Annotated in this window: 18 protein-coding genes; 14 read left to right on the top strand and 4 right to left on the bottom strand. The window is 62.3% G+C overall.

Going from position 1 to position 21,818, the window contains the following annotated elements; genetic code table 11:
- Position 1: 1 nt before the first annotated feature.
- The 3 genes from HZZ13_RS25830 to HZZ13_RS25840 all read left to right on the top strand — a co-directional run bounded on the left by HZZ13_RS25830 (position 2) and on the right by HZZ13_RS25840 (position 3,383).
- Entirely contained in the window at positions 2-1,075 is a 1,074-nt protein-coding gene (locus HZZ13_RS25830) for a branched-chain amino acid ABC transporter permease (protein WP_197962313.1), read from the top strand.
- A 43-nt stretch (positions 1,076-1,118) separates the two neighbouring features.
- The gene (locus HZZ13_RS25835) at positions 1,119-2,399 is read left to right on the top strand and encodes an ABC transporter substrate-binding protein (RefSeq protein ID WP_197962314.1); all 1,281 of its coding nucleotides are present in this window, start codon (positions 1,119-1,121) and stop codon (positions 2,397-2,399) included.
- A 144-nt stretch (positions 2,400-2,543) separates the two neighbouring features.
- Positions 2,544-3,383: an ABC transporter ATP-binding protein gene (locus tag HZZ13_RS25840; protein WP_197962315.1), complete on the top strand. Its 840-nt coding sequence runs from the start codon at positions 2,544-2,546 to the stop codon at positions 3,381-3,383.
- A gap of 12 nt (positions 3,384-3,395) precedes the next feature.
- On the opposite strand, the gene HZZ13_RS25845 is transcribed toward HZZ13_RS25840, so the two are convergent.
- On the bottom strand, positions 3,396-4,547 hold the full coding sequence (locus tag HZZ13_RS25845; protein WP_197962316.1) for an AGE family epimerase/isomerase: 1,152 nt from the start codon (positions 4,545-4,547) through the stop codon (positions 3,396-3,398).
- 86 nt (positions 4,548-4,633) lie between these two features.
- On the opposite strand from HZZ13_RS25845, the gene HZZ13_RS25850 reads away from it, so the two are divergent.
- The 5 genes from HZZ13_RS25850 (at position 4,634) to terL (ending at position 10,690) form a co-directional block, all read left to right on the top strand.
- Positions 4,634-5,857 carry a phenylacetate--CoA ligase family protein gene (locus HZZ13_RS25850; protein WP_197962317.1) on the top strand — a complete coding sequence of 408 codons (1,224 nt, stop codon included), beginning with the start codon at positions 4,634-4,636 and terminating at the stop codon, positions 5,855-5,857.
- 762 nt (positions 5,858-6,619) lie between these two features.
- Positions 6,620-7,174, top strand: coding sequence for a hypothetical protein (locus HZZ13_RS25855; RefSeq protein WP_197962318.1), 555 nt, complete (start codon positions 6,620-6,622; stop codon positions 7,172-7,174).
- Between the two features lie 350 nt (positions 7,175-7,524).
- The gene (locus HZZ13_RS25860) at positions 7,525-8,847 is read left to right on the top strand and encodes a site-specific DNA-methyltransferase (protein ID WP_197962319.1); all 1,323 of its coding nucleotides are present in this window, start codon (positions 7,525-7,527) and stop codon (positions 8,845-8,847) included.
- Between the two features lie 17 nt (positions 8,848-8,864).
- Positions 8,865-9,266 carry a DUF5681 domain-containing protein gene (locus HZZ13_RS25865; RefSeq protein ID WP_197962320.1) on the top strand — a complete coding sequence of 134 codons (402 nt, stop codon included), beginning with the start codon at positions 8,865-8,867 and terminating at the stop codon, positions 9,264-9,266.
- Positions 9,263-10,690, top strand: a complete 1,428-nt coding sequence (terL, locus tag HZZ13_RS25870; protein WP_197962321.1) for a phage terminase large subunit — start codon at positions 9,263-9,265, stop codon at positions 10,688-10,690. The genes HZZ13_RS25865 and terL overlap by 4 nt, the downstream gene beginning before the upstream one ends.
- Before the next feature lie 60 nt (positions 10,691-10,750).
- Here terL and HZZ13_RS25875 read toward each other — a convergent pair whose 3' ends face one another.
- Positions 10,751-11,326: a hypothetical protein gene (locus HZZ13_RS25875; protein ID WP_197962322.1), complete on the bottom strand. Its 576-nt coding sequence runs from the start codon at positions 11,324-11,326 to the stop codon at positions 10,751-10,753.
- Positions 11,327-11,436: 110 nt separating this feature from the next.
- On the opposite strand from HZZ13_RS25875, the gene HZZ13_RS25880 reads away from it, so the two are divergent.
- Complete coding sequence (locus tag HZZ13_RS25880; protein ID WP_197962323.1) at positions 11,437-11,703, top strand: helix-turn-helix domain-containing protein; 267 nt, start codon at positions 11,437-11,439, stop codon at positions 11,701-11,703.
- A 90-nt stretch (positions 11,704-11,793) separates the two neighbouring features.
- Here the strand turns inward: HZZ13_RS25880 and HZZ13_RS25885 are convergent, their stop codons facing one another.
- Entirely contained in the window at positions 11,794-12,189 is a 396-nt protein-coding gene (locus HZZ13_RS25885) for a hypothetical protein (RefSeq protein WP_197962324.1), read from the bottom strand.
- Positions 12,190-12,438: 249 nt separating this feature from the next.
- On the opposite strand from HZZ13_RS25885, the gene HZZ13_RS25890 reads away from it, so the two are divergent.
- The 4 genes from HZZ13_RS25890 (at position 12,439) to HZZ13_RS25905 (ending at position 16,898) form a co-directional block, all read left to right on the top strand.
- Positions 12,439-13,290 (top strand): YqaJ viral recombinase family protein, encoded by an 852-nt coding sequence (locus HZZ13_RS25890; RefSeq protein WP_376707079.1) that lies wholly within the window; start codon positions 12,439-12,441, stop codon positions 13,288-13,290.
- Positions 13,274-14,416 carry an ERF family protein gene (locus HZZ13_RS25895; RefSeq protein ID WP_197962326.1) on the top strand — a complete coding sequence of 381 codons (1,143 nt, stop codon included), beginning with the start codon at positions 13,274-13,276 and terminating at the stop codon, positions 14,414-14,416. Before HZZ13_RS25890 ends, HZZ13_RS25895 begins: the two co-directional genes overlap by 17 nt.
- Positions 14,413-14,991, top strand: a complete 579-nt coding sequence (locus HZZ13_RS25900; protein ID WP_197962327.1) for a hypothetical protein — start codon at positions 14,413-14,415, stop codon at positions 14,989-14,991. The genes HZZ13_RS25895 and HZZ13_RS25900 overlap by 4 nt, the downstream gene beginning before the upstream one ends.
- Positions 14,992-15,242: 251 nt before the next feature.
- A complete protein-coding gene (locus HZZ13_RS25905; RefSeq protein WP_197962328.1) occupies positions 15,243-16,898 on the top strand; it encodes a recombinase family protein in 1,656 nt (551 codons plus the stop codon).
- A gap of 2,139 nt (positions 16,899-19,037) precedes the next feature.
- On the opposite strand, the gene HZZ13_RS25910 is transcribed toward HZZ13_RS25905, so the two are convergent.
- Positions 19,038-19,592 (bottom strand): D-glycero-alpha-D-manno-heptose-1,7-bisphosphate 7-phosphatase, encoded by a 555-nt coding sequence (locus tag HZZ13_RS25910; protein ID WP_197962329.1) that lies wholly within the window; start codon positions 19,590-19,592, stop codon positions 19,038-19,040.
- Between the two features lie 830 nt (positions 19,593-20,422).
- On the opposite strand from HZZ13_RS25910, the gene HZZ13_RS25915 reads away from it, so the two are divergent.
- Complete coding sequence (locus HZZ13_RS25915) at positions 20,423-21,799, top strand: GHMP family kinase ATP-binding protein (protein WP_197962330.1); 1,377 nt, start codon at positions 20,423-20,425, stop codon at positions 21,797-21,799.
- Positions 21,800-21,818 lie beyond the last annotated feature (19 nt).

The raw sequence follows: 21,818 nt of genomic DNA on the forward strand, positions 1-21,818 counted from the left end.
CATGGCCGGCCCTGCCCTCATCCCCGCTGGTGATTTTCGCACCACTTACGCCGCGGACACCACGATCTTTCCGACCACCACCAGCCGCAACTTCGCGATAGCAGGTGTCGCGCTGCTCTGCCTCGCGCCGCAATTCTTCAGCGGCTACTGGCTCAGCATCCTGATCCAGATCGGCATCTTCTCGATCGCGGCGCTGGGCTTGAACATCCTCGTCGGCTTCACCGGCCAGATCTCGATCGGACACGCCGCCTTCTTCCTGCTCGGCGCCTTCACCTCGGCCTACATCTCCAACAGTGCGCCGATCCCGGTGTTCTTCGCGATCCCGCTCGCGGGGCTCGTGACGGCGCTGGTCGGACTGGTCTTCGGCATCCCCGCGGCGCGGCTGAAAGGACTGTACCTCGTCATCGCGACGCTCGCGGCACAATACATCCTGCTCGACTTCTTCTCCCGCGCCGAATGGTTCTCCGGCGGCTCGGTACCGGCTAGCGCCGAGCCGTTCTCGATCTTCGGTTACACGCTGCGGGGCGACCGGCAGTATTTCTACGTCGTGCTGGCCTATGTGCTCGCAAGCTACATCCTCGTCACCAATTTGATGCGCACGCGCGACGGCCGCGCGCTGGTGGCAATCCGCGACCATTATCTCTCCGCCGAGATCATGGGCATCAACCTCACCAAGTACCGCACATTGTCGTTCGGCCTTGCTGCCTTCTTCGCCGGCATCGCCGGTGCGCTCTACGCGCACTACCAGCTCGTGGTCTCCCAGGAAGGCTTTGGCATCGAGCGCTCGATCCTGTTCCTGGCCATGATCATCATCGGCGGCACCGGCTCGATCATGGGCACGCTGATGGGCACCGCCTTCGTCGTGCTGCTGCCGGAGTCGATGGAATGGATCAGCCTGCATTTGAAGGGCGGCGCGATCGACAAGGCGCTGTCGCTCAACACCAACATCACCTTCCTGCGCGAGATCGCGATCGGAGTGATCATCATCGCGTTCCTGATGTTCGAGCCTGACGGGCTCGCGCATCGCTGGAGGCAGATCAAGGCGTACTGGAAACTCTACCCGTTCTCGCATTGAGCGCGGGCGACTTCACTTTAACGATAACAGGAGGAACCAACCCATGAAGACAAGATCCCTTTTGAGCACCGCTTCCCTCGCGTTTGCGATCGCAGGCTTTGCGGCCAGCGCGCAGGCGCAGATCGCGGTTGGCCATCTCGCCGACTATTCCGGTGCGACCTCGGACGTCGGCACGCCTTATGGCCAAGCCGTGGCCGACACGTTTGCCTGGATCAACAAGAACGGCGGTGTCGGCGGCAAGCAGGTCAATCTCGACACCAACGACTACGGCTACCAGGTGCCGCGCGCGATCGCGCTCTACAAGAAATGGTCTGGTGGCGAGAAGGTTGCCGCGATCATGGGCTGGGGCACCGCGGACACCGAAGCGCTGACCGGCTTCGTCGCACAGGACAAGATTCCCTATGTCTCCGCCTCCTACGCGGCGGCGCTGACCGATCCGGAAGGCGTGAGCGGAAAGGCCAAGCCCGCCCCCTACAACTTCTTCTACGGCCCCAGCTACTCGGATGCGATGCGCGCATTGGTGACCTGGGCCGCCGAGGATTGGAAGGCCAAGGGCAAGAGTGGCAAGCCGAAATTCGTCCATATGGGCGGCAATCATCCCTATCCGAATGCGCCGAAGGCGGCCGGCGAGGCGATCGCCAACGAGCTCGGCTTCGAAGTGCTGCCGCCGATCGTGTTCGCGCTGACGCCCGGCGACTACAGTGCGCAGTGCCTCAGCCTGAAGAGCTCCGGTGCCAATTACGCCTATCTCGGCAACACCGCCGCCTCCAACATCTCCGTGCTGAAGGCCTGCAAGGCCGCCGGCGTGGACGTGCAGTTCCTCGGCAATGTCTGGGGCATGGATGAGAATGCCGCCAAGACAGCGGCCGACGCGGCCGACGGAGTCGTGTTCCCCCTGCGCACGGCGGTGACCTGGGGCGGCAACGCGCCGGGCATGAAGACGGTGATGGAAATCTCAAAAATGTCAGATGCGAGCGGCAAGGCCTATCGCCCGGTGCACTACATTGCCGGCGTCTGTAGCGCGCTCTACACCAGGGAAGCGCTCGATTGGGCCGCCAAGAATGGCGGCGCCACCGGGGAGAACGTCGCCAAGGGCTTCTACCAGAAGAAGGACTGGGTGCCGGCCGGGATGGAAGGCGTCTGCAATCCCTCGACCTGGACCGACAAGGACCACCGCGGCACGCTGAAGGTCGACCTCTATCGCACCAAGGTCTCAGGTGCGACCGATGGCGATCTCAACGACCTCATGGCCAAGGGCACGATCAAGCTCGAGAAGGTCAAGACCATCGAACTGCCGCGCAAGCCGGAATGGCTGGGGTGGTGAGCCCCCGCTTTCGCCCCTCACACAACTGTCATCCCTCGCGAAGGCGGGGGATCCAGTACGCCGCGGCTTCTCGATGAATCTCCGGCGTCTCTGGAATACTGGGTCGCCCGGTCAAGCTGGGCGACGACAGCGGAGTAACAAATTATGACCGAGACCGCAGAAGCCGTTCGTCCCTCGCCAAGCATCGTCCCCGCACCGCCCCTCCTCGCGGTGCACAACATCGAGGTCGTCTACGACGACGTGATCCTTGTGCTGCGCGGCCTCAGCCTCGACGTGCCCAAGGGCGCGATCGTGGCGCTGCTCGGGGCCAACGGCGCCGGCAAGTCGACGACGCTCAAGGCGATCTCGGGGCTGCTCAAGACCGAAGACGGCGAGGTGACGCGCGGCGAGATCCTGTTCGAGGGCGAGCGGATCAACGGCATCGACCCCGACAAGATCGTTCGCCGCGGCATCTTCCAGGTGATGGAGGGCCGGCGCATCGTCGCCGACATGACATCGTTCGAGAATCTCAAGCTCGGCGCCTTCACTCGCCGGGACCGCGAGGTCGATGCCGACCTCGACATGGTCTTCAGCTATTTCCCGCGCTTGAAGGAGCGCACCGGCCTTGCCGGTTATCTCTCCGGCGGCGAGCAGCAGATGCTCGCGATCGGCCGCGCGCTGATGGCGCGCCCGAAGATGATCCTGATGGACGAGCCTTCGATGGGCCTGTCACCGCTGCTGGTGAAGGAGGTGTTCTCGATCATTCAGAAGATCAACCGCGATCTCGGCGTCACCATCCTCCTGGTCGAGCAGAATGCACGCGCTGCGCTCTCCGTGGCGAGCCACGGCTACATCATGGAACAGGGCAAGGTCGTGCTCGACGGCAGCGCCGACGAGTTGCGCGACAACGAGGACGTCAAGGAATTCTACCTCGGCGGCGCCGGCGACCAGCGCAAGAGCTTCAAGAACCTCAAGAGCTTCAAGCGGCGCAAGCGCTGGCTGTGATCCACAAGGAGCCTAGCCGAGCACCTGCTCGGCTTCCGTGACCGCGCAGAGAACATGATAGAACGACGAAGCAGGAATGGTGTCGATCAGCGATTTGCCGTCGCGATCGAACTGGTCGTACCAGCCGCCCTTGACCGGATGGCTGAGATAATGCCGTTCGAGCCGCACCAGCGCCGCGCGCGCCTCGTCCGCCGCTCCCGCCTCGCCGGATTCGGCCTGCGCGATCCACGCCTTCGCGATCTCGGTTTGCGGCCACAGCCGGCGCGTGCTGCGACGGATATTGCCGCTTGCGTCGCCCTCGTCGACGAGGCAGCCCGTCGCCTCGTCACGATAGCGCAGCGAGGTCTCAAGCAGTTCCGCACGCCGCTGGCCGGTCGGGCAGCCTGTGATCCGTTCAAAACCCTTCAGCAGCCAGACCCATTCCGCTTGGTGGCCCGGCTCGACGCTGACCGGCTCGATCTTCGACCAGTCCTCCTCGAAATACTCCGACAATACGTGCTTCTGCTTGTCGTAGAGATTGGCGAGGAACAGCGCGAAGAATTCTCCGGCACGGTTCTGGAACGACAGATCGTGGGTCGCCTCGAAGCACGCGATCATCGCCTCGAACAGATGCATCTGCGGGTTCTGCCGGCGCGGCAGCGAGACCGGAAGGCCTTCGTGAACGCCGCCATGCGGCGAGCGCAGGTGGCCGTCGAGGAAGGCGAGCAGTGCATCGATCTCGGCGCGGACCTGCGCATCCTGGTCGAGCGCATAGACGCCGGCGAGCGCAAACAGGATGAAGGCGTGGTCATAGGCATCGCGCCGGGCATCCAGCACCGATCCGTCCGGCGTCAGCCGGTGCACATAGCCGGGCCGGCCATCGGGCGCCTTTGCTTTGGCCAGCAGGTGCTCCAGCCCCTTCAGCGCAATCGTGCGCCCCTCGGGATACCAGCCCATCTGTGCCGCCTTGGCGTAGCACCAGATCTGACGGGCTTGCACGAACACGCGCCGGGGCGCGTCGGCATCCGCCGCACCGTCGCGGTGCAGCCTGTCGATGAAGCCGCCCACGGCGTGATCCCACCCGACCGTCGACCACAGCGGCAGCGCCTCGTCGATCATACGGCGCTTCAGGCGCGCAACAACGTTCGACGCCTCGGCCGCCGCAATGATTCCTTCGTCCGCCATCGGGTCCCTTTCAAGCTTCGCCAATGGCGGTCTGATAGCCATGCCGGTGGCGGCGCGCAACGGATGCCAACACGGAAAGAACAGCCATGACCGCCCATTACGACGCCCGCGAGACGCGTGAGCAAGCCGCGCGCGAGGCCGACCTGTTCGCCCGTCTCCCGGAGGTGTTGCGGGCCGCGATGGCCGCCCCGGCCTATGCCGAGCGGCTCAAAGGCTTCGATCCCGCCGCCGTGACCTCCAGGGCGGCTCTGGCGGATTTGCCGGTGTTGCGCAAGTCGGAACTGCCCGCCCTGCACAAGGCCTCTGCGCCCTTCGGAGGCTTCGTGGCGGGGGCGCCCGGCTCGTTCGCCCGCCTCTTCACCTCCCCAGGCCCGATCTTCGAGCCGGAAGGGCGACAGGCCGATCCCTGGCGCGGCGCAAGGGCGCTGTTCGCAGCCGGGTTTCGCCCCGACGACATCGTCCTGAATACCTTCAGTTACCATCTCACCCCTGGGGGCTTCATCTTCGACGCGTCGGCGCGCGCGCTCGGCTGCGCGGTGATCCCGGCCGGCCCCGGCAACACGGAACAGCAATTCGAGCTGATCGAGGCCTACCGACCGGTCGGCTACAGCGGCACACCGGATTTTTTGAAGATCCTGCTCGATGCTGCGGCAAGCTCGGGTCGTGACGTTTCCTCGATCAAGCGCGCGCTGGTCTCGGGCGCAGCGTTTCCGCCCTCGCTGCAGGCCGAGATCAAGGGGCGCGGCATCGACGCCTACCAGGCCTTCGGCACCGCCGATCTCGGCCTCATCGCCTTCGAGACCGAGGCACGCGAAGGCATGGTCGTGAACGAGGACCTGATCCTGGAGATCGTCAAGCCCGGCACTGGCGATCCGGTCGCGCCGGGCGACGTCGGCGAGATCGTCGTGACTTCGCTCGATCCGCACCATCCCTGGATCCGGCTCGCGCTCGGCGACCTCACCGCGGCTTTGCCCGGCACGAGCCCGTGCGGGCGTACCAACATGCGCATCAAGGGCTGGATGGGCCGCGCCGACCAGACTACCAAGATCAAGGGGATGTTCGTCCGGCCCGAGCAGATCGCCGAGATCGGCAAGCGCCACGCCGGTCTTGGAAGACTTCGCCTCGTCGTCACGCGCCAAGGCGAGACCGACGCCATGACGTTGAGAGCGGAAGCCGCGACCGCGAGCGAGGCGCTGCGCGACGAAATTGCGGCCAGCTTGCGCGCGGTAACGAAACTCGGCGGAGCCGTCGAGCTGGTCAGTCCCGGCACGCTGCCGAATGACGGCAAGGTCATCGCGGACGAGCGGTAAGCCCAAATCCCAATTTCCCTGGTAACAGCGAATTCTGCAGGGAAAACACGTTCGCTCGAGCCTGTGATCGGCTATGAAACCGCCGAGAAATGCCTTGAAAATAAGGCGTTGCGGTGCCGGAGCGAAAAGACTGGATCAGGGAAAATTTTCGGAAGTCATCAGGGAAGGCGCGCTCCTGGAACAGCGAATCTGCCGGTCTCTAGTCTCTAGGTTGCTAGCGCGGTCCCGACGTCCCCAGTATGAAACGTTGGCAAGTGCTTGGCGCTCTTGCTGGGGGCATGGCTGGGCCGCTCTCGCGCGTGAGCACCGAACCCTATCCTCCGCGGAAGCGGCGCGACAATCGCATGGAGCTGTTGGCGCGACGGTTCTCCGTCAAATCGGAGCCTCGTTGAACTCGCCAACAACCTCGCCGAGTGCCAAACAACCATTGCAGCACCAAGCTTTGCGGCACGTGGCACCCGGACACGCCGAGCACAGCTGCTGTGCCAGCGGCGCTCCAATTGCGAGCCCACATGTCAGATCCAACAATGGTATCAGGGTATCGCCAATACGGATTAGTTAGAGCGATGCGAATCGCCACCGTTCGCAACTGCAACGATTCTCCGTCACCTGACGTTAGTTATACAACCCTCGAAATGTCATCACCCGTCACATCAGCTGGGTGGCGGCTACTCGGCCGTCCGCCCATCATAGGATTGAGGAGTCATCGCTGTGCTCTACACCTCGGCGTGGGAAAGTCTGTCCGCAGCGGCTGAGCGGCTCATGAAGGCGACCGACTGCTCGCAGGACCAGGCCCGATCGGCTCTTTGTGACGCCATCTCGGATGACGTCATCGAAATCCGCGCCAAATTGCGGAAACATCAGATCAGACCCACGACCTCAACCCAAGTCGTCGGCAAAAAACAGCTTCGCATTCCGACCGACCTCACGCCCGAGGACTTTGACTGGGAGAAGTCGCGGCCATTTAAGCCTTGGTTTCTCCGCGACGTGCCGCGCCATCACCATGGGCCGTGGCAATTGGCGAGCGTTGAGGTGTCGAGCAGAAGCGTCACGGAGCAGATATTGCCCCAGATCGGACCAACGATGAGTCCGAGCCCGCGAGGATCCGAGAACCAGCCGAAGCGAAAACTCCGCGAAAACCCCAAGCGCACGGCCGCGAAAAAGGCCATTGACGCCCTTTGGCCCAACGGCGTGCCTCCCGCCCATGAGTTACCCAACGATCTGCTGGATCGACAACTCAACAGCTGGCTGAAACGACAACGTGGGTTCGAAGTGTCGCGTGACACGGCCTTGAGAGCCGCTGGCCGACGCAAGTAAGGCATCGCGTTTTGCCCTGTTGCTGCTCGACGCGCTTCTTCCCGCGAGCGATTAGCCGACCGGCGCCCGTACCCCCGGACCTGTCCTCCTGCCGGTCCGGCTTTGCCTCAATCAGACCCGTTAGCTGACGCAAACCACCAGCGCGGCAGCGCCATCGGCGTTGGATCGCTGCTCGAACCAGGCGGCGAATGCGCTATCAGGCGTCCGCAAGCTGCGCGTCCGCCTCTGCCAGCATCACTTCCGTCAGTGCAACTACGGCAGCAACGGCGTTGCTTTAGCTGCTCAGCGACAACGGCCTCTCGTCGGTCTTATCCTCGCGCAAATCAAATTGCGACCAGTGGAGAGACGGAATGCCGACCGCAAACAGACTTAAGCAGCCCGCACCCGAGTTGAAGACCTTCCTAAAGCCGCTCGCCGAGCTAAAGCCGCCGCGTGGGCGCCAGATCCGTCGGCACTCGCCGGCACAGATTCAAAAGATCGCGCATAGCCTGCAAACCTATGGGGTCGTGCTGCCGGTTCTGGTCGGTCAAGACGACAGCGTGATCGACGGCTGGGCTTTGCTGCTCGCTGCCAAGCAACTCGGATATAGCGATTTTCCAGTCGTACGCGTCTCGGCTCTGTCCGCGCCCAAAGAGCGTGCGCTGAGGGTGATGCTTAACAAACTGCCCGATTACACCACTTGGGATGAGGCCGAGCTCAAGCAGGAGCTAGCCCAGATCTTCCAGTCGGATCCTCACATCACGGTGGAAGATACCGCATTCGAGATCGCCGAGATTGATACACTCCTCCACGACGATGGTCTCGATCAGGAGGACGAACTTCCATCGGTGGACGAGCAGGCTGCTCCCCGGTGTCAGGTCGGCGACCGAATCATATGCGGCGACCACATTATCTTATGTGGCGACGCGCTTCATCCTGACAGCGTTGCGAAACTCCTCGGAGCAGAGCAGGCCGGAATGGGATTCACGGACGCTCCGTACAACGTGAAGATCGGCGGCCACGTGACGACGTCTGTGACCCGCCACGACTTTCCTATGGCCAAGGGCGAGCTTTCACCGCGTGAGTATCAGACCTTCCTGGAGACAGCCCTGAGCCACGTCGCAATGTCCTCCCGCGATGGCGCCATCCACTACGTCTGCATGGATTGGCGTCATGCACCGGAATTGCTTGCCGCGGGCGCCACAATCTTCAAAGAGCTGAAGAACATTTGCGTCTGGAACAAGAGCAATGCCGGCATGGGCTCGTTGTACCGTTCGCAGCACGAGTTCATTTTTGTCTATAAAGTCGGCACCGCGCCGCACATCAACAACATCGCGCTCGGCCGTCATGGCCGCAACCGAACCAATGTTTGGAATTACGTGAGCCAGAGCGCGCTCAGCGGGACGACGAAAAGCAAGCTCGCTCTACATCCCACCGTCAAGCCGGTCGCCATGGTCGCCGACGCCATCCGCGACTGCTCCAAACCGGGCGACATCATTCTGGATCCGTTTGGGGGCGCGGGCACGACGATGATCGCGGCGGAGAAGACCGGCCGGCGCGCGCGGCTGCTGGAGCTGAACCCAGTCTACGTCGATGTGACGGTCGAGCGCTGGCAGCGCTTAACCGGGCAGACGGCCTATTACGCCGCAACCGGCCGGCCTTTTTCTGCCAACGCCGCCTCGAATTCAAACTGACCGGTCGGAGACACCTCATGGTCAAACGCATTCGTCCTGCGGACCTTCGTGCCGACAGCGGCGGGGTGGGCTACGGCAAGCCACCCAAGCATAGCCAATTTAAGCCAGGGCAATCCGGCAATCCCAAGGGCCGCCCGAAGGGAACGCGCAACTTCAAATCCGATGTCCGGGCCACGCTGCAGAGTCCGGTGAAAATCACCAAGAACGGACGCGTCCGCAACGTCACAACCCAGCGGGCCATCCTTGAGACGATGCGCGTGCAGGGGCTCAAAGGCAACCAGCGGGCCAACGAGCAACTCGTTCGCCTTGGAGAAAAATACAACGACACAAGCAGCGCGATCGATGCGGCGCTGGAAGCGGACGACCAAGCCATTCTCGACGCCTATGTCCGACGCAAGAGCGAGGTTTATGCATCATGACCGCCCATGTCTTCTCGGCGTTACTGCGCACGGATTTCCGCTCCTTTGTCTGGAAATGCTTCAACACCATCTCGCGTGACGCGACCTATGTCGACAATTGGCACATCGAGTCCCTCGCCTACCACCTGCAACAGGTGCAGCAAGGCAAGATCCAGCGCCTCCTCGTCAACATGCCGCCGCGGGCGCTGAAATCGATCTGCGTGTCGGTCGCCTATACCGCCTGGCTGCTCGGCCATAATCCGGAATGCCGGATTGTCGTCGTCAGTTACTCCAACGAACTGGCCCTTGAGCTGCACCGGCAATTCAAGATGGTGATCGATTCCGATTGGTACCAACGGACCTTTCCGGCCATGCGGCTGGCCAAGGACACCGGCCTTGAGGCGGTGACGACGCAGGGCGGTTGTCGCTACGCCACCTCTATCGAGGGCTCACTGACCGGCCGCGGAGCCAACCTCATCATCATTGACGACCCGCACAAGGCGGATGAGGCCCTTTCGGCGAAGGCGCGGGCCAAGATCATCAATTGGTACCAAGGTACGTTGGCGTCGCGTCTGGACGATAAACAATCGGGCCAGATCATCCTGGTCATGCAACGCTTGCACCCCGACGATTTGTCCGGCCACCTGCTTCGAACCGGAGACTGGTGCCACCTCAATTTGCCGGCCATCGCGCCGGACGATTGCACCATTCCGCTAGGACCGGGCCGGGTCAAGCACTGGCGCCGCGGCGAGCCGCTCCAGCCGAAACGCGAGGACGCCCGGGTTCTCGAGGCGATCAAGCGCGAGATTGGCAGTCAACGATTTGCGGCGCAATACCTGCAGCAGCCAGTTCCGGATGGCGGCAATGCCCTCAAGCGCGAGTGGTTCCCAACCTATGACCAGTGCCCGGTGCAGCAGCCTGGCGACCGCATCGTTCACAGCTGGGACGTGGCGGCCGCGATTGGCGATAGCAACGACTATTCCGTATGCACCACCTGGCTCAAGCGTAGGAGCAGATATTATCTGCTCGATGTCTTTCGCGCCCGCCTTGCCTACCCCGACCTGCGCCGCAAAATCCCGCAGCTGGCGCGCGAGTTTGGCGCCGATACGATCCTGATCGAGAAGGCCGGATTTGGTCTTTCGCTGTTGCAGGATCTCCGGACTGCTCCACCGCACGGCATGCCCCCGCCGATCGGCATCGTACCCAAGGGCGACAAGCAGGACCGGCTGGCGGCGCAGTCGGCGAAGATCGAGGCGGGCCAGGTCGTGCTCCCAGGCGAGGCGCCGTGGCTGGCGGATTTTCTCAACGAGGCCCTCGCCTTCCCCAACGGCCGGCATGATGATCAGGTCGATAGCCTCAGCCAGTTCCTGTATTGGGCGTCGGACCCATGGTCGGAGCCCGGGATCGAGGCGGGGCTGCCAATTTTTGGAGGTCCCTACGATTGAAGATCGCAGGCCAGACCCGGATCGGCAGGCACCCGCCCCCCCGCTTGGCTCAAGGTTGCGTCACGCCTCGATGTCGATCGTCTCCTCATAGCGTCGCAATTGGATACGGCCGGAGCTGGTCAAACTGACCAGACGCTGCGCGCTTTTCAGCTGCCGCCGCACCAAAGGAACGAGAGCGGTTTCGATCGCCGCGGCGTCCGGCACGGCCATGGCGAAATCAAATCCCTCGTTGTGAATCAGAAACCGTCGTCCCAGTGCCTCGAGACCAATCACCACAAAGCCATAGCGCAGATAAGGATAGATGGCCTTGTGTTTGGCCGCCTTGGCCGAATACAGCACGACATCGTGGGAGCTGAACGAGGTCGCTTTGAGTTCGATCACAACCAGCGGCACCATTTGCTTGGGTGATCCGCATGGCTTCGAAATCAGAACGTCGGTCTGAAACGCGTACTGCCCGCGCATGGGACTGTCGCCATCTCGGTGGCTGACCTCGCCCGAGGGCGCAACCTCGATCTTATAGAGCAAGCTCTGGCCGAGCTCGATGCGGCAGTTGGGCAGGTGCGATGCCAGGCTCGTCTGCACCTGCAAGGCGGCCCGTCGTTCGGCAGCTTCCCTGTTCTCTCGCGTCGGTGCCATGCCGCCTGTCCCGTGAGGTGCCTCGCTGGGGCACGACGCTACTATCCTTTTTTGGGATAATCCAATCTTGGGATCAAATTGCCTGCCGCCCAGTCCCAGCCCCGGCGGCCATGCAGAAATCCCTGAGATCCGCGGAACATGCCCGCCTGATCGAACTTCTTGTCGCAGCGCGACAGAAGGCCGGCATCCGCCAGCATGCTTTGGCCAAGAAGCTCGGCCGGCCGCAATCCTTCATCGCCAAATACGAGGGCGGCGAACGGCGGATCGATGTCGTGGAATTTGTCGCGATCGCCCAAGCGCTGGGCGTTGATCCCGTGAAGCTGTTCCGCGACTTTCTGTCGGCGCGTGGTTCGCCGCCGAAGCAGCCCAGGCGCTAAGCCCATCACCTTCGGTGCGCGTCGAGGAGCGTTGCCGCAGCCGTCGAGGCGGTGCGGCCAATTTCCAGAACGAAGCCAACCGACCTTGCCTCACTCGCGTGCCAAACCTAGCAAGCGGAGCGTCCGCCTCTGCTGCACCAAAGCGGCCCGCTCGTAGCGCTCCAGCCCGTGAAGCCGTGTTAGGTCTGCCGGAGTCGGGGCGGCCAACAGCGCGGCCATCATCGCCTGCCGCAAGCTGCGGATCCGCAGCAAGGCGAGCTTGGACCGCGCCAGCGCCATCGCCGCATCACGCGTGACCTGAGGCCCGAGCCCCGCGGCGATCGCGCCGGCACAATTCGCGGCCTCGGCCGGATCGCCGATCGTGCTCCGCGCCAGCCCATGGCGCAGCGCGTTGCGGCTGGACCTCGCCTTTCCACCCGCCGTTTTCGGCCCCGTGCTGCGTGTGGCGTTGGCGCGATTGGCTTCGATTTGTCGAACTGACGTCATGTCCGAGCTCCTCGGGCGGGGCGGGTTGCGGCACCCGAAAATTCACTCCAACCTCCTGAAACATCAAGGGTTTCTGCGCCGAAGGAACAGCAAATTTGCTGCAGAAAGGACTGGCATTCCGGCGCAAAAGGAGCGTTAATCAGTGCACCGGGCCGTGGGCCGTTGGCCCCGGTCTCTCTCCTCGCCGGTGCGGGGCTTTTGGTGGTGCGGCGGCCAGCCGCGTCAACCAAGGAGAGACCGGTGACCACGATTGCAACCGACGGCGCTGCGGCGCCCCACGCCAACATCGCTTTTCACCGCCACGACCGGCGCGCCTTCATCGGCGGCTCGGACGCGCGCATCATCATGGGCCAGGACCAGGACGAGCTCCTGCGTCTGTGGCGGGAAAAGCGCGACGAGGTCGCGCCACAAGATTTGTCCCGCAACCTGGTGGTTCAGCTCGGCATCGCCACCGAGGCGCTCAACCGCAGCTGGTACCAACAGGCCACAGGGCACGCGATCACCGACATCCAGAAGCGGGTGCGGCATTCCGTCCATGGCTGGATGGCGGCCACGCTCGACGGCATCGTCGCCCCGACCGGCGCGGTGTTCGAGGCCAAGTTCATGCTGCCCTGGGCCTTTACCGAAGAGGCGGCGGCCGAGAAGCACATGGCGCAGCTGCAGCACAACATGTGGGTGGTCGCGGCGCGCTCGGCGGTGCTCTCGGTCATCACCGGCGGCGGCAAATGGGTCGAGATCACCGTGCATGCCGACCCGCTCTACCAGCACCTGCTGCTGACGGCGGAGAAGAAGTTCTGGCGCTGCGTGCAGAGCGGCGAGCCGCCGCTGCTGTTCGGGATCGAGACCCCACGGCCGCGGCTTGCCGCGATCAAGGTGGTCGATATGACCGCGTCCAATCTGTGGGCCGAGTGCGCGGCGATCTATCTGCGCACCCGCGACGCCCATGCCGAGCACGAACTGGCCAAGACCGAACTCAAGAAGCTGCTGCCGGAGGAGGCCAAAGAGGCGTTCGGCCACGGCGTTCGCGCCAAGCGCTCCAAGGCCGGCGCCGTTAGCTTTGATCCGGTTGAGATGGAGGCCGTCCATGCATCAGGCCAGTGAGCATATCGGCTCGATCGCAGCGGCCTTGGCCCGCGCCCAAGCCGCACTGACCAACCCGGACAAGACCCTGACCGCTCAGATCCGCTCGCCGTTCCTGCGCGATAACGACCGCAGCTTTCGCTACGCGTCGCTGGCGAGCGGCCTCGACATCGTGCGCAAGAGCTTGAGCCAGCAGGAGATCGCCATCATCCAGACCACCCGGGTCGAGGCTATCTCCGGCCACGTCCACCTCACCACCCTGCTCGTCCATTCCTCCGGCGAGTGGATCTCCTCGGACTGGCCGGTCTGCGCCGCACGGGACATTGAGGCGCCGCATCGCATGGGCGCAGCGCTGACCTACGCCCGACGCTACGCCCTGTTCGCGCTGGTCGGAATTGCCGGCGAGGACGATCTGGACGCTCCCGACGCGGTGGCCAGCCCGCCGGGGCCGCAAGCCGGCGCTGGCGCGACGCCCAAGCCGGCCAAGGGCCTGCTCAACCGTGCGCCGGTGCTGCGGCCGGGCGAGTCCGCCGCACTCCGGGAGCAGCTGTTGCGCCAGCTCGAAGCGCTGCCCGCCAGCACCGATCTGCTCGGCTGGGCCATGGCGAGCCTGCCGCTGAAGAACAGCCTGCAGGAGCCGGATGCCCGCCGCGTCGAGGCCGCTTATCAGGCCAAGCTGGAGGGCGCGGCCCGGACTCAGGCCGATCAACCCGCCCTCCTGGATGGCGCCCCAGGCCGGCCAGCGGCGTCTGCTGCGGACACCGAGGCCGCGCTGCAGCCGGCGCTGCCCGAGACCGCCCTCGCCCATCCCAAGGAGCCGCCCCGCAAGCGCAGCAAGGTGCACCTGTTGTTTGTCCGGGAGCAGCCCTGCTTGGTGTGCCGGCAAACCCCGTGCGACGCCCATCACCTGACCTTCGCCCAGCCCCGGGCGCTCGGGCGCAAGGTCAGCGATGAGTTCACGGTGCCGCTGTGCCGCGCCCATCACGAGGAGCTGCATCGGCACGGCAACGAACGGGCGTGGTGGGCCAACCTGCAGATCGCCCCACTGCCGCTCGCGCACGCGCTGTGGGCGGCGAGCCCGCTCCATGGTCCGGCCGGCGCCACCGCGCCGCTGGCCGCAAACCTTGGTTCGGAGGTCGCGCCATGAACGGCCTGTTCCAAACCCCGCGCGAACTGACCGTCACGGCGCTACCGGTCGAGTTTGCGGCCTTGGCGCCGCCGCCCCTGCTGCTGCCCGGCGAACATCTCGACCATTACCTGGCGCTGCGACAGGCCATCTTCGCCGACCTTGCGCCGCGCTCCGCCATCGAATGGCTGCTCGCCATCGATGTCGCCGAACTGTCTTGGGAGATCCAACGCTACCGCATGTTGCGGCACAAATTGCTCGAGACCTATCGGCAAAAGGCGATCGAAGCGGCGCTGCGGCGCATCGACATGGTCGGGATCGATCCCGCCTTCGAACTCCAGGCCGAATACTACACGCAGCAAAATGCCCTGAGCTGGCGCACTGACCCGATCGCTGCGACCGAGATCGAGGCCCGGCTTGCCGCCTACGGTTTCGATCAAGACGCCGTCACCACCGAAGTCTACGTCCAGGCGCGCGAGGTCCTGGTGCTGTTCGAAGGCCTGCTCAACGCCGCACAAACCAAACGCACGTTGCTGCTGCGCGAGATCAGGCATCAGCGCTTCGTAAGCGCACCGATGCGTCGGCGGCGCTTCTAAAGGAGATCGAGCTAGATCGTCAACGCCACTGAGACCGGGGCAGGAGCAAGCAATTCGGGAAGCGCCACGCAACGCACATTCGCATTGCGAGGCGGACCGGGCGCATCTTGACCGGCTGATCGCGCGGATCAGAGCCACGAACGCCATTCGCAAGCGCAGCAATCCAACCCACACCGTAAGAGTTTCATCCTTGAAGAGCGACAGCTCAAGCTGTTCTATGTGTTGGTGGCTCGCGTGCTGATGAGGTGAAAATGAGTAACGCACTCATCGTTCACAAAGCTCATCTGCCAAAATCGCTCCTCTGCATACGGGCAGCGCAATATGTCCGCATGTCAACCGACCGCCAGCAGTACTCGATTCAAAATCAGGCGGCCGTCATCGCGGCCTACGCCCACGCCCATAATCTCACGCTGGTGCGAACCTACAAGGACGAGGGCGAGAGCGGGCTGCTTATCAAGAAGAGGACCGGTCTCCTGCAATTGCTTGAGGATGTCGAAAGCAACCAGGCCGACTTTGGTCACCTGCTGATCTACGACGTGAGCCGATGGGGCCGTTTCCAGGACGTGGACGAAAGCGCGCATTATGAGTTCGTTTGTCGGCGCGCGGGCATCAAGGTCGCATATTGCGCGGAGCAATTCGAGAACGATGGAAGCATGCTCGCGAGCATCGTCAAGAACATCAAGCGCGTAATGGCCGCCGAGTATAGCCGCGAGCTGTCAGCGAAGGTCTACGCCGGTCAATGCCGCTTTGCGCGGCTGGGCTACAAGCCCTGCGGACGTGCCGGCTACGGGCTCGTGCGGGAGCTCGTCGACGAAAGGATGCAAACCAGACGAGTGATGAAAAAGGGGGAACGGAAGTACCTTCTGACCGACCACATCCGCATTCGACCAGGTGACCCCTTGGAAATCGCGGCCGTGAAGTGGATGTTCGAAAGGTTCCTGGAGGTTAAGTCGGAGACAGTCATCGCGTGGGAGCTCAACCAGAAAGGGCTGGTCTCGAGTACCGGCGCGGCGTGGACCCGGGCTGCGGTGGGCGCTGTTCTCAGAAACGAGAGCTATATCGGAAATCTGATCTTCAACCGAAAGTCCCAAAAGCTTAGACAGGCGGCGGTGAAGAACCCGCCCGAACAATGGATCAGAAGCGAGGGGTGCATCGAGCCCATCATTGATCGCGACGTCTTCTTCGCCGCAAGAAACATCATAGAGAACCGGCGCGTTGATCTGTCTGAGGCGGAGATGTTGGCTCGTCTGCGCAAAACTCTTCTCACAGAGGGCCGCTTGACGCCGGCCATTATCGATCGAACTCCGGGACTGCCCTGCTCTGCGACCTGCCAAACCCATTTCGGCAATTTTCGAAATCTCTATCGATTGCTCGGCTATACCCCGAAGCGAAATTACGAATTTCTCGACGCCCGTCCTGTCTGGTCCGAGCTTAGGGCAAAGCTCGTCGACCAGGCCGCTGCTGCGATCAAGGCGGCAGGCGGACGCATCAGTTCAGGCGGCTGGAGCCACTGCCTGCGCGTGAACGGGTCGGCCTGTCTTTCGGTTAGGGCTGCCCGTTACACACCGCCCCAAAAGCCGACCCATGCACCGCACTGGAGCATCGAGCGCGAGGCATGCCTCCCTGACGGCTGGATCGCCGCGATCCGCTTGGCCGAGCACAACAAGACAGTACTCGATTACGTATTGTTGCCGACCGACGGCAAAGTGAAACGCACAATCCGCTTTTCGGAAGCCGCGAGAGCGCGGAGAGGCATTAGACGTTTCAAGACCATCAATGGCCTCGTTCAAGCCATTACCCGACAATTGACAGGTCCGGACTCTACCCCTCACGCCGCATCAAAGCCAAGAAGCAAGCGGCAGAAAGCAGCGCATTCCAAGACCACAAACATCCACCGGCAGCGCTGATGAGCGCAACCCGCATTCTAAGACCTTGTCTGGGCGCTCGGGGGTGGGCTTTGATGTTCGCATTTAGGAAAAGCATACTATGGGTATTAGGTCGATTGTTGCGAAGATCCTACGAGACGAACTCACGTCGGTAGGCATCCGATCCCTGACGCGGGAGGAGTCGGAGCGGATCGCGGCTCGAATATTCGAGCGGATCACCGACCTTGAACTAGAGCTTGCCGCGCGTGACTTCGCCGCCATGAGCCGCGATCGCAACTAGCCTTTCGCGCTTCGGTATACCTCCACGAGCAGCCTGCCGGCCAACAATCAACCGGTCGCCGCTCGGCCTCCAACGCCTCCATCTTGAGCCGCAGACTGGGGCACGAGCTAAAAACGCATGCGGGCAAGTGCCCCCGCTAAATCCGGCGAGCCGCCGTGCTATGCTGAGCGGCGACCACCGAGGTGGTTGCAATCTCATTTGCCTCACGCCAGAGTTGTGTGCGTCAAGTTCAGCAAAATCGATCATGGGGTCCGGCCAAGCTATCAAAGCAGCACCTTGGCTGCTCACGACAAGATTCGCCTCCCAAGCCAAGCCAGCGCCGTCGAGCAAGCGGCCGAAACCAGTGCTGTCCAAAACCAGGAACGTCCACGGGCGGCGCTAATCGAGCGCAGGTACAGGAAGGCTCCGAGAACCTTTCCATAATTCCTTCGGAATTCTCCGTTAAGCTTGGCTACTTCGGGCAGATCGGACAAACTCTTGCATTCGTCGGCCATTGGCTGGGCTCCATTTGGCGGACCAGCACCCTATGAACCACTGTTTTGCCCGACGATGCAAGTTAGATTTCGGTTTTTCGATAGGCCTGCAGGAGGGTGCATCGAGAAAAAACCGCTGGAACAGCTTACCAGATGCGCTCGGCGAGAGATGTCTGCAGCGGAGTTTGTTCCCTTTGGGTGCGAATCAAAGGCTCTTCGCGGGCAGCACACTTGATCTAGATCCGAAGCGAGGAAATCGCAATTTGCAGGCTTAGCGTGCAAGATGGAGATGATCAGGCGCCCCCTTTTTGCGGCCGTGGCTAGCTCTCGCTGAGGACCTGCCTTACGCGGATGCTATCTTACCGTACCAACAAAATATCCGTTGGCTTGGCCGTCCTCCGAGAATTTGGGACAGACGCAAAAACCTCCTGGCGAGCTGCGTGTCGGACACACCACTCTTGGCGTTCCCGACGGCAGTTCGGACGCACGCACGAGGCACTGCGATTTAGGCTTTGCGTCGTGCGGCGTGCTTTTGGCGAACGCGCCCCCGGGGCCGGCCAGCAAAAATACAACCAGAACGACCTGAAGGAAGCGCACGTGCAAATCCTAGTGCGATGACACGAGTGCGGCTAGGCTGAAAGCCACCACGCATGCAGCAGCCAAGGACCACAGTGTTATGAGGACCTCTTTGGGCATACCTCTAAACCAACGCAGCGGTTCCTACCGCTCCAAGCATATAGCCCGCAATTCCGATTGAAAGTCCTTTCTATTCAATTGAAAAAACTCGCGAAACAAAGGTCTACTTGCGACGACGGGCTTGCGTTACAAATGAGCCCGCCCCCGACCAGTCCAAGCAATCTGTCGGGAGGTCCACGTCCTTTCACGGTGAAGCCCATCTCGGTAATACAAGATCCGCATGAGGGGCAGCTGAGTGGACTGTCATGTCCAACGTTGCAACCTCCAATTCGGCTTTCCCGATACCCTGCGGGTCGCCGGCCGATAGACGCCTGATACTGTGGTCGCCAACTAAGAATGCTGACCAAAGTAGCTCAGTCGCCTATCTCAGATTTGAATCGCGCCAGTGAGCAACTTCACGGGCCGGCCGGGATCGACGCCGGTTCGGGCGATCCTGTCTATTCCTGGCTTGAACCTTGAAGTGCTATCTCCATACCCGCGCCTTTGAACTCCTCCCCGAGAACTGCATCGAACCCGGCGAGACCAGAACAATCAGAATCATGCCAACGCGATAAACCATGCCGATATGCGTTGCGGCTCGATTTGGCTTTTCCCACACTTGTTAGCGGCCCCGTACTTTTCGCGGAGTTTGCGCGATTGGCTTCGATTTGTCGCTTTGACGCCAACTTTCCTCCTTTGGATTATTGCAGCAAGAGTCGATCACACTCATCCTCAGTTCTCGTCTCCGGGATGCGATATCGGTTGATGCCGAGGATCATGGGACCTAGCTGTCAACATCGGCGCAATAAAGGTATGTAGATTAGACCCATTGAACAGATAGGCGGCGATGCCGGCCGCCTGCGCCGCAGCAAGGTCGCTCTGCTTGTCCCCGACCATGAAGCTTGCATCGATATCCACTGGGTACCGCTTGAGCAGGGCTCTAATCATTCCCGGCTGCGGCTTACGACAATTGCAATTGATCCGGTACCGCTCAATCAGCCCCTCGGGATGATGAGGGCAGAACTCGAACGCGTCGATGTGCGCACCCAAGATCGCAAGTTCACGCGACATCCACTCGTGCAAATCGCGAACATGCCGCTCCTCATAAAATCCCCTCGCGACTCCTGATTGGTTTGTTACGACAAAAGCAAAATACCCGGCGTCATTGACCGCTTTTACCGCCTGTTGGGCTCCTTCCACCCATCGGATCTTGTCCGGATCAAAAGCATAGCCATCATCCTCATTGAGGACGCCATCACGATCAAAGAAAATTGCCGGACGCCTCAAAGCTCACTGACCCCACGTTGGAAGACTCCCCCCAATATTCCGACAACCACCGCTTCAATTCAACATATTGCGCTTGGCTAGGAGCGACTTCTATGCCGCGCCATCTGCAGTCCAGATCTTTGCGGTTCGGGTTACAATTGGCTTCGTTTTGTCATTTCATGCCTGTCAGCCTACCGTCTCATTGGTGTAAGCGCGCGAGGACCAGAGCGATTCTTGCGACAAAAACGACCCGCTCTACCAGCATCTTCTCCTGACCGCCGAGAAGAAGTTCTGGCGGTGCGTCCAGAACGGTGAACGACCCGCCCTTTTCAACATCGAAACGCCGCGCCCAAGGCTGGAGGCCGTCAGAGTGGTGGACATGTCCACGTCCAATCAATGGACAGAGCTGGCGGCTACTTATCTGGAACCCGAGATGCGCACGGACAGCATGAGGCAGCTAAAGCCGCCGTGAAGGCACTCATGCCGGAGGACGCCAAGGAAGCCTGCGGGCACGGCATCAAGGCCAAGCCAAGTCTGGCGCGGTCAGCTTCGAAGTCCTAGCGACGGAGGGATCCGTGCGCAACTGCACTCAGCTCGATCCGGGACAGCCGCGGCACCGTTGTCCTGTCCGGGCTCGACTCGACCATATACGGTCACGTGGACGCCTTTCCAGGCCTTCTAAAAAAACTGCAACGATGCAAAATGGGCTACCGCGCCGCCGAAGCGATCTAAAGCCTGTCATTTTGGCGAGTACCGTCTGGGCGCAGGAACCTTGCATCGTCCCGGCCGCTCCCGTATTACCAGACCCCGCTGCGATATGGCCGGAATCGGCCCTTTCTGGACCCCAAAACGTGCTTGATCGAACCCTCGTCACCATCGCCGAGACAGAGACCATTGAGGAAGCCTTCCGGCGCCTGAACGCGAACATGCTCGGCATCCTGTTCGCGCAGGACGCGAGTGGGCGGATCGTCGGCGCCGTAACGGACGGCGACATCCGAAGGCGCATGCTGACCGGCATCACGATCCAGGACCGGGTTGTGTCCTGCATCAATCGCGACTTCGTCTGGGCGCCGAGCGGCGGTCCGCGCGAGCAGATCCTCAAACTGCTCGACCAGCGCGTCCATGTGGTGCCGATCCTCGATGGCGAGGGGCGGCTGGTCGACGTGTTCAGCCGCGAGCTGTTCAACCTGTCGGAAGAGAGCGAGGTGTTCGCGCGCGCCCGCTCGCCGGTGCGGATCAGCTTCTCCGGCGGCGGCACCGACCTGACGCATTACTTCGTGGCGAATGATGGAGGCGCAGTCATCAGCGCCACGATCAAGATGTACGCTCACGCGACGCTGCGGCGCCGGAGCGATCCCAGCATCCGGATCTACTCGCACGACTTCCGCCGCACGGTCGAGACCGACAATCTCGCAGAGCTCGGAACGGGCGGAGATCTCGCACTGATCAAGTCGGTCGTGCGCCTGATCAAGCCGACTTACGGCTTCGAGCTCGAAGTGTCCGCCGACTTCCCGGTCGGATCGGGACTCGGCGGCTCCGCGGTGGTCTCGTCGGCGATCATCGGCTGCTTCAACGAATTTCGCAGCGACCAGTGGGACCGCCACGAGATCGCGGAGATGGCCTTCCAGGCCGAGCGGTTGATGCTCAACATTCCCGGCGGCTGGCAGGATCAGTACGCCACCGTGTTCGGCGGATTCAATCACATGGAGTTCTTCTCCGACCAGAACACCATCGTGCCGCTTCGCCTCGATCCCAACATCATCGCCGAGCTCGAGGAGAGCCTGGTGCTCTGTTACGTCGGCTCGGGGCGCGATTCCGGCGCCATTCACCGCGACCAGAAGGCTCAGCACGGGACCAGCGACGCTGTCGCCGCAGCTGCAAAGCAGAAGGAAGTGACGCGCGACATAAGGCGGCATCTGCTGCGCGGCCAGCTGCTGGAATGCGGCCGGCTGATCGACGAGGCCTGGCACGCCAAGCGGAAGCTGAGCTCCAAGATCTCGTCGGACGCGATCGACGCGATCTATGATTTTGCCAAGCAGCATGGCGCGGTCGGCGGCAAGTTGCTTGGCGCCGGCGGCGGCGGTTACTTCATGTTCTTCGTCCGCCCGTTCGAGCGCTACCAGCTGATCGCGGCGCTGGAACAGCAGGGGCACAGCTGTTCGCGCATCATGTTCGAGGAGAACGGGCTGCGGACGTGGAAGTCGCGTGTTCCCGCCCAACTTGCCTGACGCATATGAGACGAGAATG

This window comes from Bradyrhizobium agreste (assembly GCF_016031625.1).
Lineage (GTDB): Bacteria > Pseudomonadota > Alphaproteobacteria > Rhizobiales > Xanthobacteraceae > Bradyrhizobium > Bradyrhizobium agreste.